This window comes from Streptomyces sp. NPDC017890, assembly GCF_044328675.1.
GTDB lineage: Bacteria > Actinomycetota > Actinomycetes > Streptomycetales > Streptomycetaceae > Streptomyces.
In genome coordinates this window covers 183288-196642 of record NZ_JBIRHU010000010.1, presented here as the reverse complement: position 1 = coordinate 196642, position 13355 = coordinate 183288, and the positions used below count along the sequence as shown (strand labels likewise).

The window sequence follows — 13355 nt, the reverse complement described above, 5'->3', positions numbered from 1 at the left end:
CGAGACATGGGAACGAAGACAGTGGACGAGACCGGCGTGAAGACCGACCTGCACAAGACGGACGAGGCGGCCGAGGCCCCTGAGAGCGCCCAGGCCGAGAACGCCGAGGCCGGGACCCCGGACGCCGCCGAGGACGACGCCACGACGGATGCCGAAGCGACGGACGACGCCGATTCCGCCACCACCGAGAACGAGGACTCCACCGGCGTCGGCCAGGGTGCGGGCGCCGTCGTCTCCGCGGGGCTCGGCCTCGTCTCGCTGACGGGGAGCTGGGTCGGCACCGTCGCCTCCAACCGCGAGTCGGTCTTCGGACAACTCGAGACGTCCTCGTCCTCGAACGTGCAGGACATGCTCGAAAGGGGCTACGGCGACGCCTGGCAGGCCACCGCGCTCTGGGGTGGCGTCTTCGCGCTGATCGCGCTGATCGTCGGCGTCGTGGTGCTGGTCCGGCCCGCGTTCGGCGTGCCCGGCAAGCCGCAGGCCGCGTGGATCAAGTCGGTCTCCTGGGCCGGTGTCGCGCTGGGCGTGATCGGTCTGGTCCTGGCCGTGCTCAAGTACACCAACGTCATCCTGGACGTGCCCGCCGTGGGCTGACGCTTACGCGGCCTCTGAGGGGTCTTAGGGCAACGGCGCGCCCCTGGCGCACGCCCTAAGACCCCTCACGCATGTCTAAGGCCCCGACCGGGTGCCGAAGATGCGGAACTCACCCGATGTGGCACACCCCCCTGGGAGACGAAGGTTGAGGCATCGCAACCGAGCGAAGCCGAAGCCGGCACCGGAACCGAATCCGAAGCCGGCACCGACGCCTCACCGAGGGACACACCATGTTCGAGTACGACCTCCAGCAGACCCGTTCCGCAGAACTCATCCGCCGCGCCGACGCGGCCCGGCTGGTCCGCGAGGCCGTCCGCGCCCGTCGCGCCGCCCGCCGGGAAACCCGCCGCGGTGCCGCCCCGGCGGAGAGCCATACGTCCAGGTTCCGCCGGCACCGGTTCGCCCGGGCCGCGTGAGCCGGGGGAGCGGGGAGGGCGGCCGCAGGGCCGCCCTCCCCGTCGCCGTTCCGCCCGCCGCCCTCCTCCCGCGACCCGCCGCCCCGTTGTCGGACCCGCGTGCGATGCTCTCGTCCGTGGAGACCAGGTCCGTGAGTCCCGTGTTCGTCGGCCGAGCCGGCGAACTGGACACGTTGCAGGACGCGCTCGTGCGCGCCGACACCGCCGAGCCGCAGGCACTGCTGCTCGGCGGCGAGGCAGGGGTCGGCAAGACCCGCCTCGTCGAGGAGTTCGCCGCCGCCGCACGCCGGCAGGACGCCGTCGTCGCGCTGGGCGGCTGCGTCGAGATCGGCGCCGACGGGCTGCCGTTCGCGCCCTTCTCCACCGCCCTGCGCGCACTGCGCCGCCAACTGCCCGGGGAACTGGCCGCCGCTGCCGCCGGGCAGGAGGAGGAACTGGCCCGGCTGCTGCCCGAGCTGGGCGAGACCGCCCCGGGCGCCGGCGGCGGCCGGCACGACGAGGAGAGCATGGCCCGCCTCTTCGAACTCACCGCCCGCCTGCTGGAGCGCGTCGCCGCCCGGCACACCGTGGTCCTCGTCCTGGAGGACCTGCACTGGGCCGACGCCTCCACCCGCCACCTGATCGCCTACCTCGTCCGCACCCTGCGCACCGGCCGCCTCGTCGTCCTCGCCACCTACCGCTCCGACGACATCCACCGCCGCCACCCGCTGCGCCCCCTGCTCGCCGAGATCGACCGGCTGCGCACCGTCCGCCGCCTCGAACTCGGCCGTTTCACCCGGGACGAGGTGTGCCGCCAGATCGCCGGCATCCTCGCGCACGAACCCGACCCGCTCCAGGTCGACGAGATCTTCGAACGCTCCGACGGCAACGCCTTCTTCGTCGAGGAACTCGCCGTCGCCGCCCACGAGGGCTGCTGCGCCGGCCTCACCGACTCCCTGCGCGACCTGCTCCTGGTCCGCGTCGAAGCCATGTCCGAGAGCGCGCAGCGGGTCGCCCGGATCGTCGCCGAGGGCGGCTCCACCGTCGAGTACCGGCTGCTCGCCGCCGTCGCCCGGCTCGCCGAGGACGACCTCATCGAGGCACTGCGGGCCGCCGTGAACGCCAACCTCCTGCTCCCCGCGCCCGACGGCGACGGCTACCGCTTCCGCCACTCCCTGGTCCGCGAGGCAGTCGGCGACGACCTGCTGCCCGGCGAGCGCTCCCGCCTCAACCGCCGCTACGCAGAAGCCCTCGACGCCGATCCGACACTGGTGCCGGCCGCCGAGCGCGTGATGCGCCTGGCCAGCTACTGGTACCACGCCCACGACCCCGCCAGGGCCCTGCCCGCCGTACTGGACGCCTCCGTCGAGGCCCGCCGCCGCCACGCCTACTCCGAGCAGCTGCGACTGCTGGAGCGCGCCATGGAACTGTGGGACTCCGCCCCCGACGACGTACGCGCCACCCTGCGCCCCGTCGACTACACCGAGGTCTACCCTCCCTGCGGCTGCGACCCCGCCACCAAGCCCCTGCGCTACCTGGACCTGATGGCCGAGGCCGCCGTCGCCGGGCGGCTGTGCGGGGAGCGCGAACGCGCCATGAAGATCACCAAGCGGGCCCTGCGCCTGCTGGAGGACGAGCAGGAGGCCGCCGGGGCGAACGCGTGCGGCCGGGACCCGCAGCGTGCCGCCTGGTTCTGGACGCAGCGCTCACTGCTGGTCCAGGCCCAGGGCCGCGGCGACGGCTGGCGGGAGCTCGGCATCGCCCAGGAACTGGTCCGCGGACTGCCGCCCTCCGAGGTGCACGCCGAGGTGCTCGCCATGGCCGCCAACTGGTCGATGCTCCACAACCCCGGCCCCGACGCCGTGACCGCCGCGGAGCGGGCCGTCGAGTACGCGCGCATGGTGGGCGCCGACGACATCGAGCTCAACGCCCGGCTCACCCTGGGCGGCCTGATGGTCGACGCGGGACACATCGACGCGGGCCTCGCGGAGATGCACCAGGTCAGAGACCTGGTGGTGGCGCAGGGGCGGTCCGCCGTGGTGGCCCGCAGCCACATCAACCTGCCCTCGGTCCTGGAGAGCGTCGGCCGCTCCCAGGAGGCACTCGGCATCCTGCGCGAGGGCGTCGAACTGACCCGGCGGATGGGCCTGCTGGAATCCGAGGCCTGGGTCTGGGGGAACCTCGCGGAGACGCTCATCTCCCTCGGCCGCTGGGACGAGGCCGTCGAGGCCGCGGACAGGGCCAGAGCCCCGGGCCGGAGTCCGGCACCACGCGGCGGCGCCGCCCTCAAACGCGCCGCCCTCGCACTCGCCCGCGGCGAGACGGCCGAGGCCGCCCGGCTGCTCGCCGAGGCCCGCGCCGCCTACGGCACGCACGACCCCATGCCGCAGCACCGACTGCCGCTGGCCGCCCTCACCCTCGGCCTCGCCGCCGCCGAGGGCCGCATCCTCGATGCCCGTGCCGAACTCGCCCGGGCCCTGGACGCGGGCTTCCCGCCCGGCACCCAGCGCTACGGCTGGCCCCTGCTGCTGTCCGCCGCCGAGGCCGAGGCCGACGCACGCGGTCTGCCGGCCGCCGACGAGGGCCGCGCCGAGGTGCTCGAACGCCTCGCCAGGACCGCCAAGTCCCTGGCGACGGGCGCCCCGGTCTGGCTCGCCCACGAGAAGTGGGTCCGTGCGGAACTCCACCGCGCCGAGGACCGCGACACCCCGCAGACCTGGTCGGAGGCGGTCACCGCCTTCGAGTGCCTGGAGCGGCCCTACGAACTCGCCCGTGTCCGGCACCGGCTGGCCGGCGCCCTGCTGGCGGCCGGCGGCGAGGACGAGCGCGCCCGCGCCACGGAACTGCTCCGTCTGTCCCTCACCGTCGCCCGCCACCTCGGTGCCCGGCCGCTGGCCGACGCGGCGGCCCTGCTCGCGCAGCGCGCCCGCATCACGCTGGGCCGCGCCACCGAGCCGGCCGTACCCGCCGATCCGGTCGAGGCGCTGGGCCTCACCAACCGGGAACGCGACGTCCTGCGCCTGGTCTCCGACGGCCGGACCAACCGCCAGATAGCGGAGGAACTCTTCATCTCCCCGAAGACGGCCAGCGTCCACGTCTCCAACATCCTGGCCAAGCTCGGCGTCTCCGGCCGCGGCGAGGCGGCGGCGATGGCCCACCGGCTGGCGCTGTTCCCGGCCGAACGGCTCACGTCCCGTTCCGCGGAGTGAGGCTTACGCTGGACGGGACGCCGACCGACGGAGGCTCCGTGTTCAACGCATTCGAGGAACTCTTCTCCCCGGGCCGCAAACACACCCGCGACGAGCAGAACCGACTGGAACTGACCCGCGAGGACGTCGGTGACGGCGACCGGGGCCGCGGCCCGATAGACCTCACCTCGGGCAAGGTCGTCGTCCACCTGCCACGTCCCGCGGAGACGGAGACCTCCCCAGAGGACGAGTGACGGCGGCGCCTACGTCACCCGCAGCTCCAGGATCCGGTCGTCGCCGCCCTTGGCGTCGCCCCGGCCGTCCGTGTTGCTGGTCACGAGCCACAGCCTGTCGCCGCCCGCCGCCACCACCGTGCGCAGCCGGCCGTACTCGCCCTCCAGGAACGCCTGCGGGTCGGCCGCGGCCTCCGTGCCCTTCAGCGGCACGCGCCACAGCCGCTCGCCGCGCAGGCCCGCCATCCACACGGAGCCCTCGGCGTGGGCGATGCCGCTGGGGGAGGCCTCGTCGGTGCTCCACTGGGCGAGGGGGTCGTGGAACTCCGAGCCGCCGGACTCGCCCTCCGCCTCGGGCCAGCCGTAGTTGTCGCCCGGCCTGAGCGCGTTCAGCTCGTCCCAGGTCTTCTGTCCGAACTCCGCCGCGAACAGCCGCTGCTTGTCGTCCCAGGCCAGCCCCTGCACGTTCCGGTGGCCGTACGAGTACACCGCGGAGTCGGGGAAGGGGTTGCCGGGCGCCGGGTCACCGTCCGGCGTCATCCGCAGGATCTTCCCGCCGAGGGACTCCTTGTCCTGGGACAGGCCCGTGTCACCGCTCTCGCCCGTGCCCGCGTAGAGCATCCCGTCGGGTCCGAACGCGATCCGCCCGCCGTTGTGGACGACGCCCTTGGGGATGCCCCGGAACACCGTGTCCGGTGCGCCCAGCTGCTCACCGGACGGCCTCTTCTCGTCGTACCGCATGCGCACGATGCGGTTGTCGGAGGCCGAGGTGAAGTACGCGTAGACCATCCGGTCCGAGGCGTAGTCGGGGGAGAGGGCGATGCCGAGGAGGCCGCCCTCGCCGGACGGCGACACCCCCGGTACCTCGCCCAGCTCGGTCTTCTCGCCCGTCTTCTCGTCGACCCGGGTGACCGTGGCCTCGTCACGGGAGGAGACCAGCAGGTCACCGCCCGGCAGCGGAGCCAGGCCCCAGGGACTCGCCAGCCCCGTGGCGACCGTACGGACCACCTTGACGGAGCCCTTCGCGGGCGGCGTCTGTTCGGCGGCCGAGCCCGGGGGGGACGACTGCGCCGCCGTACGGCTCGGGCCGGTACTCGCGTCCGCGCCCGACGGATCTCCGTCGTCGGAGGAGCAGCCGGCCGTCAGCAGCAGGGCGGCGGCGGTCAACACGGCCGACACGGCTCGACGTTGCACGATCATGGTCCCTTCGACGCGGCGGGTTCTCCTTGTCATACACCGCACGCGCCCTTCAAGTTCCCGATCGCCGAATTCCGAACCCGGCAATCAGGCGCGCGTCACTCCCACGACCCCTGCGCCGTCGGCAGCCCACGCACCTCCGCCAGGTCCCGCTCGGTCAGCCGCAGCCGCGCCGCGCCCGCGTTCTCGGTCACCCAGCGTTCCCGCTTGGTGCCCGGCACCGGCACCACGTGCCTGCCCTGCGCGAGCACCCAGGCCAGCGCCACCTGTGCCGGTGTGACCCCGTCGCCGTGCCGTGCCGCGATCCGGCGCAGCCCGGCCACGATCGGCTGGTTGGCGGCCATCATCTCGGCGGTGAAGCGGGGGTGCCGGGCGCGCAGGTCCTCCGGTTCGAAGCCCTGCCCGGGCGTCAGCGTGCCGGTCAGGAAGCCGTTGCCGAGCGGCATCGCGGCGAGGAAACCGACACCGCGCGTCACGCACCACGGCAGCAGCGTCCGCAACGCCTCCGGCGACCACACCGACAGCTCGGCCTGCACCGCGCTCACCGGGAAGACCTGCTGCACCCGCTCCAGCTGCCGGATCGTCGCGTCGTGCAGCCGCGCCCCCGGCCGCCGGGCCGACCGGGCGCCGACCGCGCAGAGCCCGAGCGCCCGTACCTTCCCGGCCCGGACCAGCTCCGCCATCGCGCCCCAGGTCTCCTCGACGGGTATCTCGGGGTCGGCGCGGTGCAGTTGGTAGAGGTCGATGACGTCCGTCTGCAGCCGGCGCAGCGAGGCGTCGCAGGCACGTCTCACATAGCCGGGGCGGCCGTTGGCCACGATGTGCTGATCACCCACCAGCAGACCGACCTTGGTCGACACGAAGGCCTCGGACCGGCGCTCCTTCAACACCCGCCCCAGCAGCAGCTCGTTGGTGAACGGGCCGTACATGTCCGCCGTGTCCAGCAGTGAAGCACCCAGGTCGAGGGCCCGGTGCACCGCCCTGACGGACTCCTCGCCGCGCTGCCGCGACGCGCTGTACGCCCAGTTCATCGGCATGCACCCCAGTCCGACGGCCCCCACCGCGAGTGCCGTCGCGCCGATCGTCCTGCGCTCCACCGGTCGTGACCCTCCCTCGTCAGGCCACCCAACCTAACCTCTGCCCTTCCGCGCCCCTGACGTAGCCTCCCGACCATGACTCCTGACGTGTGGCTGCCCATCCCGCCGGACGACATAGAGGGCCTCCCCGAGGGCCCCGTCTACCGTTACTGGAACGGCGAGGAGACCTTCCCCGCCGACCCGGCCGACTGCGCGTACTACGTCGTCCCTTACATGAAGCCCAGCGGGATCGGCGTACGCCCGCTGCCTCGGATGCGCTCCCTCCGGGTCGTCCAGACCCTCTCCGCCGGCATCGACCACGTGGAGCCCGGGCTGAAGCACCTGCCCGCGGGCGTACGGCTGTGCAACGCGCGCGGCGTGCACGAGGCCAGCACCGCGGAACTCACCCTCGCCCTGATCCTGGCGTCACTGCGCGGCATCCCCGACTTCGTCCGGGCGCAGGACCGGGGCGAGTGGCTCGGCGGGTTCCGGCCCGCGCTCGCCGACCGGAAGGTCCTCGTCGTCGGGTACGGATCGATCGGCGCCGCGATCGAGGACCGGCTCGTGCCGTTCGAGGTCGCGCCGGTGGTGCGCGTCGCGCGCTCCGCCCGCACCACGGCGCGCGGTCCGGTGCACCCACTCACCGAACTCCCCGCGCTGCTCCCGGAGGCCGACGTCGTCATCCTCTCCACACCGCTCACCGAGGCCACCCGCGGCCTGGTCGACGCGGACTTCCTGGCCCGGATGAAGGACGGCGCCCTGCTCGTCAACGTCGCGCGCGGCCCCGTCGTCGACACGAAGGCGTTGCTCGCCGAACTGGAGAGCGGCCGCCTCACCGCCGCCCTCGACGTGACCGACCCCGAACCGCTGCCGCCGGGCCATCCCCTGTGGCAGGCTCCGGGCGTACTCGTCAGCCCGCATGCAGGGGGGCCGACCTCCGCCTTCCTGCCCCGCGCCAAGCGGCTGCTGGTTGACCAGTTGAGCCGTTTCGTGAACCAGGAGCCGCTGCGCAACGTGATGTTGACGACGGGCGCGTAATCCGTTTCAGGTACCCTCCGCGACTCCTCGGATGCGCAGGGTACGCGCATATCCGCTGGTCGTCACGGAGCGTAGAGGACCTATGTCCCTGAGTGACGATCCTGGTGTATCGTCCGACAGGGGATGCGCCGCGCACCGTTCGGCGCCGGGGATGGACATCTCAGACTGTGAGGGGGGCGACGGGCGATGCACGGCCTATGGACGAACGACCCGACGCGGCGGAGCCGCCGCCGACGACCCTGGCGCACGACCACGACCACGATCATGGCCACGCGCAGACGCGGTCAGCGCGGCCGCCCCGACGGTCACCACGGTCAGTACGGCCCTCACCGGCGCCGGCCGAGCGGGCGCGGGCAGCACCACCCGCCGCACCGGGGACCGGGGGACGCGGGAGCGGTGCGGACCGGGAGGCCCCGGTGAGTCCGCCGTCCCCCGTGCCCACCCTGGACGGTGCGCTGCGGACGCAGCCCACCCCCGGGCCGCCGCCGCCCCGGCCGTCGGCTGCCGTCGCCGGACCGGCCCTCGTCCGCCAGCTCGCGCTGGCCCTGGTCTGCGCGGGATACGCCGTCGGTTCCGCACTCGGCTGGGGTTCGGACTACGTCGCCAAGATCATGGGCGACTTCGGGCTGAGCGCCGCCGCGACTGCCGCAGCCGTCTCCTGTTTCCTCTACGCCCGCGGGCGCCGCGTCCGCTTCCGACCGGCCTGGCTGCTGTTCGCCCTCTCCTCGGCGATGGCGGCCCTGGGCAACCTGGTCTGGGGGTGGTACGAGGTCGTCCTGCGTCAGCCCGTGCCCAGCCCCAGCTACGCGGACCTGTTCTTCCTGTGCTTCGCGCCGCCCGCCATCGTGGGGCTTCTGGTGCTGGCCAAACGGCCGGTGACGAAGGCCGGCTGGATCTGCCTCGGCCTCGACGCCTGGCTGATCGGCGGATCGCTGCTGACCCTGGCGTGGAGCCTGGCGCTCGCCCAGGCGGCGAAGGCCGGGGGCGGGTCCAGCGTGGCACGGTCCGCGCTCTCGGTGGCGTACCCGCTGCTCGACATCGCACTGGTCAGCATGGTGCTCGCGCTGCACTTCAGGCGCTCGCCCGTCTGCAGGTCGGCCGTCAACACCGCCGTCAGCGCGCTCGCCCTGACGGTGATGTGCGACGCCCTGTTCACCTCCCCACTGCTGCACAACAACTACCGCTCCGGCCAACTGCTCGACGCGGGCTGGTTCGCGGGCTCCCTGCTGCTCGCGTACGCCCCCTGGGCGGCGACCCGGCGCGGGCGGCCGTCCGACGAGGAAGGTTTTGACGGGCACACCGGCGTGACGCGCGAGGACGTGCCCGGACCACGCGGTGCCGCCGGCCACGAGTCCACCTCCGTGCCCCTGACCGTGCCGGGGCCCGGGGGCGAGCGCGGCCGCTACCCGGCCACCCGTCCCATCGCCGGGTCCCTGGCCGCGCTCACGCCGTACCTGGCCGCCGCGGTCTGCACGCTGGGCATCCTCTACAACGTCCTCAACGGCCGCAGCGTCGACCGAGTGGTGCTGCTGACCGGTGGCACCGTGGTGCTCGCGCTCGTCGTGCGCCAGGGCATCATGCTGCTCGACAACATCACCCTCACCCAGGAACTGGCCCAGAAGGAGAACCACTTCCGCTCCCTGGTGCAGGGCTCCAGCGACGTCATCATGATCGCCGCGCCCAACGGCATCCTCCGCTACGTCTCCCCGGCCGCCGCCGGGGTCTACGGAAGCCCGGCAGAGGAGCTCGTGGGCAGTGAGCTGGCCGGTCTCATCCACCCGGAGGACCTCGGCTGCGTGGTGCACGAGGTACGCCGGTTCCTCGCCGCGAGCCCGGTCGAGGAACCCACCACCCGCATCGAGTGCCGCTTCCGCTCCGGGGAGGGCGGCTGGCTCAACGTCGAGTCCACCGTCAACCGCCACCACGGGGGCCTGATCTTCAACAGCCGGGACGTGACCGAGAGAGTGCGCCTCCAGGCGCAGCTCCAGCACAACGCCGAACACGACCCGCTGACCGACCTGCCCAACCGCGCCCTGTTCACCCGGCGCGTCCAGCAGGCCCTGTCCGGCCGCCGTGCCTCCGACCGCGGTGCCGCCCTGCGCGGCACGGCGGTGCTCTTCATCGACCTCGACGGCTTCAAGGCCGTCAACGACACCATCGGACACCAGGCCGGCGACGAGCTGCTCGTGCAGGCCGCCCGCAGACTCCACGAGGCCGTCCGCAAGGGGGACACCGCCTCCCGGCTGGGCGGCGACGAGTTCGCGGCCCTGATCGTCGGGGACGGCGCCCGGGACCGGGCCGCCCGCGAGGGGCACATCCTGGAACTCGCCGACCGTCTCCGGATGACCCTTTCGCAGCCCTACCTCATCGACGGCAGTGACGTCCGGGTCAACGCCTCCATCGGGGTCGCCTTCGCCGAACCGGGCCTCGGCGCGGGCGAGCTGCTGCGCAACGCCGACCTCGCGATGTACCGCGCCAAGGCGGCCGGCAAGGGGCGGGTCGAGCTGTACCGGCCGCAGATGCAGCAGGACGTCGTACGCAAGGCCGAGCTGGCCACGCGCCTGAGAGCCGCGCTGCACGACGGCGAGTTCGCGCTGCTGCACCAGCCGGTGGTCTCCCTGACGGACGGCCGGATCACGTCGGTCTGCGCGCAGGCGCGCTGGCGCTCCTCGCAGGGGGTGCTGTTCACCCCCGCCGAGTTCCTGCGCGTGGCCGAGGGCGGCGACAAGACCGCCGAACTGGACCGCTGGGTGCTCCAGGAGGCCGTGGAACAGGCCGCCGAACGCGCGGGGGCCGGACTGCCGGTGGCCGTTGCCATACGCGTCGGCGCCCGTCGGCTGCTGGACCGGTCCATGCCGCTGGGGTCCGTGGAGGCGTTGCTGACCCGGCACGGACTTCCCCCCGGTTCTCTTGTGATCGAGCTGTCGGACATCGACCCACGGGTCGGTCTGGACGAACTCGACCGCCGCTTGAACGCCCTGCGGAGGGTGGGCGTCCGCGTCGCCCTGGACGGCTTCGGCAGCGGTTACGCGGCGATCACCGCGCTGCGGCGACTCCCCGTGGACGTCCTCAAGCTCGACCGCGGCCTGGTCGAGGGCGTGGTGGAGTCGGCGCGGCTGCACAAGATCACCAGTGGTCTGCTGCGCATCGCCACCGACCTCGGGCTGAAGTCCGTGGCCGACGGGGTGGACCTGCCCGAGCAGATCGTCGCCCTGCGCGCGATGGGCTGCACGCACGGGCAGGGCATGGCGTTCTCCGGACCACTGGACGAGTACCGGCTGCGCAGAGTGCTCGGCACCGGCCACTATCCGGTGCCGCACGGACCGGCCGAACCGGCCTTCGCGGCCGGTGGCGCGGGCGTGTACGCGAAGGGTGTCGGCACGGCAGGCGGCGCGGGGGCCGGTACGGGCGTCGGCCCCGGCATCGGCAACGCCGCCGGTCAGGTCGTCGGCGGTGTCGCCCCCGCCGGGCTGCCCGCCGTCCTGGGTGGTGGCACGGCCCTCCGCTCACATGATGAGACTCCCGTCCCACCCACTTGACAGTGGGTGCGTGCCGGGGGGAGGGTCAGTGCCATGCGCACCCGAATTCTCGTACTTGGAAAGCGCGTCGGCTGAGCTGGTGACGTCCGGACCGACCCGGACGACCAGCGCCCCACACCCGACGCGCTCCCCTCGCTTGCCTATGGCACGAGGGGTTTTTTGTTGCACAGGCACCTGCCGAGCAGCATCCGCACTTCGTACAAACCTCGCAAAAACCCTCAGCATCGAGAAGAGAATGCCGATGACCGAGCAGGCCACCGGGGCTCACCCGCAGCCCCGGCCCCGATCCGGAGGACAGTCCGCCCCCGAGCACGTCACGGGTGCGCAGTCCCTCATTCGCTCGCTCGAGGAGGTCGGCGCCGACACCGTATTCGGCATTCCCGGTGGCACGATCCTTCCGGCCTACGACCCGCTGATGGACTCCACCAGGGTGCGCCACGTCCTGGTCCGCCACGAGCAGGGCGCGGGTCACGCGGCCACCGGCTACGCGCAGGCCACCGGCAAGGTCGGCGTCTGCATGGCGACCTCGGGACCCGGCGCCACCAACCTGGTCACCCCGATCGCCGACGCCAACATGGACTCCGTGCCGCTGGTCGCGATCACCGGGCAGGTGGTGTCCTCCGCGATCGGCACGGACGCCTTCCAGGAGGCGGACATCGTCGGCATCAGCATGCCGATCACCAAGCACAGCTTCCTCGTCACCAAGGCCGAGGACATCCCGCGGGTGATCGCGCAGGCGTTCCACATCGCCTCCACCGGCCGCCCCGGACCGGTCCTGGTCGACATCCCCAAGGACATCCTCCAGAAGAGGACCACCTTCTCCTGGCCGCCGGTCATGGACCTGCCCGGCTACCGCCCGGTCACCAAGCCGCACGCCAAGCAGATCCGCGAGGCGGCCAAGCTCATCACCGCCGCGAAGCGCCCCGTGCTCTACGTCGGCGGCGGCGTCCTCAAGGCGCAGGCGACCGCCGAGCTGAAGGTCCTCGCCGAACTCACCCAAGCGCCCGTCACCACCACCCTGATGGCGCTCGGCGCGTTCCCCGACAGCCACCCGCTGCACGTGGGAATGCCGGGCATGCACGGTGCGGTCACCGCCGTCACCGCGCTGCAGAAGGCCGACCTGATCGTCGCCCTCGGAGCCCGCTTCGACGACCGCGTCACCGGCAAGCTGGACAGCTTCGCCCCGTACGCCAAGATCGTCCACGCCGACATCGACCCGGCCGAGATCGGCAAGAACCGCGCCGCCGACGTGCCGATCGTCGGCGACGCCCGCGAGGTCATCGCCGACCTCGTGCAGGCCGTCCAGAAGGAGCACAGCGAGGGCAACCAGGGTGACTACAGCGCCTGGTGGAAGGACCTGTCCCGCTGGCGCGACACCTACCCCCTCGGCTACGACCAGCCCGAGGACGGTTCGCTCTCCCCGCAGCAGGTCATCGAGCGCATCGGGCAGCTGGCACCGGAGGGCACGATCTTCGCGGCCGGCGTCGGCCAGCACCAGATGTGGGCCGCGCACTTCGTGAAGTACGAGCAGCCCGCCACCTGGCTGAACTCCGGCGGAGCCGGAACCATGGGCTACGCCGTCCCGGCCGCCATGGGTGCCAAGGCCGGCGCGCCCGAGCAGACCGTCTGGGCGATCGACGGCGACGGCTGCTTCCAGATGACCAACCAGGAACTCACCACCTGCGCCCTGAACAACATCCCGATCAAGGTCGCCGTCATCAACAACGGCGCCCTCGGGATGGTCCGCCAGTGGCAGACCCTGTTCTACAACCAGCGGTACTCCAACACCGTGCTGCACTCGGGCCCCGAGGACGTCAACCCCCAGGCCCGCGGCACCCGCGTCCCCGACTTCGTGAAGCTGTCGGAGGCCATGGGCTGCTACGCCATCCGCTGCGAGGACCCCGCCGACCTCGACAAGGTCATCGAGGAGGCGAACTCGATCAACGACCGCCCCGTCGTCGTCGACTTCATCGTCCACGAGGACGCGATGGTGTGGCCGATGGTCGCCGCCGGCACCTCCAACGACGAGATCATGGCCGCCCGGGACGTCCGCCCCGACTTCGGCGACAACGAAGACGACTGAGCGAGAGAGACC

The 13355-nt window shown here is 72.6% G+C and carries 9 protein-coding genes; 7 read left to right on the top strand and 2 right to left on the bottom strand.

Translation table 11 applies throughout. The features are described 5' to 3' along the window. The first annotated feature begins 6 nt into the window (after positions 1-6). The 4 genes from ACH4F2_RS15645 (at position 7) to ACH4F2_RS15630 (ending at position 4431) form a co-directional block, all read left to right on the top strand. Entirely contained in the window at positions 7-594 is a 588-nt protein-coding gene (locus tag ACH4F2_RS15645; protein WP_398133237.1) for a hypothetical protein, read from the top strand. A gap of 230 nt (positions 595-824) precedes the next feature. Further along, positions 825-1010 carry a hypothetical protein gene (locus ACH4F2_RS15640; protein WP_398133236.1) on the top strand — a complete coding sequence of 62 codons (186 nt, stop codon included), beginning with the start codon at positions 825-827 and terminating at the stop codon, positions 1008-1010. A gap of 104 nt (positions 1011-1114) precedes the next feature. Beyond that, positions 1115-4198 (top strand): AAA family ATPase, encoded by a 3084-nt coding sequence (locus ACH4F2_RS15635; protein WP_398133235.1) that lies wholly within the window; start codon positions 1115-1117, stop codon positions 4196-4198. A gap of 38 nt (positions 4199-4236) precedes the next feature. Further along, positions 4237-4431 carry a DUF6191 domain-containing protein gene (locus ACH4F2_RS15630; RefSeq protein WP_398133234.1) on the top strand — a complete coding sequence of 65 codons (195 nt, stop codon included), beginning with the start codon at positions 4237-4239 and terminating at the stop codon, positions 4429-4431. A 9-nt stretch (positions 4432-4440) separates the two neighbouring features. Here the strand turns inward: ACH4F2_RS15630 and ACH4F2_RS15625 are convergent, their stop codons facing one another. Together ACH4F2_RS15625 and ACH4F2_RS15620 are read right to left on the bottom strand one after the other, a co-directional pair. Then, a complete protein-coding gene (locus ACH4F2_RS15625) occupies positions 4441-5610 on the bottom strand; it encodes a PQQ-dependent sugar dehydrogenase (protein ID WP_398133233.1) in 1170 nt (389 codons plus the stop codon). Positions 5611-5705: 95 nt separating this feature from the next. Beyond that, positions 5706-6704 (bottom strand): aldo/keto reductase, encoded by a 999-nt coding sequence (locus ACH4F2_RS15620; RefSeq protein ID WP_398133232.1) that lies wholly within the window; start codon positions 6702-6704, stop codon positions 5706-5708. A 75-nt stretch (positions 6705-6779) separates the two neighbouring features. Here ACH4F2_RS15620 and ACH4F2_RS15615 point away from each other — a divergent pair, with 75 nt between their 5' ends. The 3 genes from ACH4F2_RS15615 to ACH4F2_RS15605 all read left to right on the top strand — a co-directional run bounded on the left by ACH4F2_RS15615 (position 6780) and on the right by ACH4F2_RS15605 (position 13343). Beyond that, a complete protein-coding gene (locus ACH4F2_RS15615) occupies positions 6780-7721 on the top strand; it encodes a 2-hydroxyacid dehydrogenase (protein WP_398133231.1) in 942 nt (313 codons plus the stop codon). A 416-nt stretch (positions 7722-8137) separates the two neighbouring features. Beyond that, positions 8138-11260, top strand: a complete 3123-nt coding sequence (locus ACH4F2_RS15610) for a putative bifunctional diguanylate cyclase/phosphodiesterase (protein WP_398133230.1) — start codon at positions 8138-8140, stop codon at positions 11258-11260. Between the two features lie 241 nt (positions 11261-11501). Further along, positions 11502-13343, top strand: a complete 1842-nt coding sequence (locus tag ACH4F2_RS15605; protein ID WP_398133229.1) for an acetolactate synthase large subunit — start codon at positions 11502-11504, stop codon at positions 13341-13343. Positions 13344-13355 lie beyond the last annotated feature (12 nt).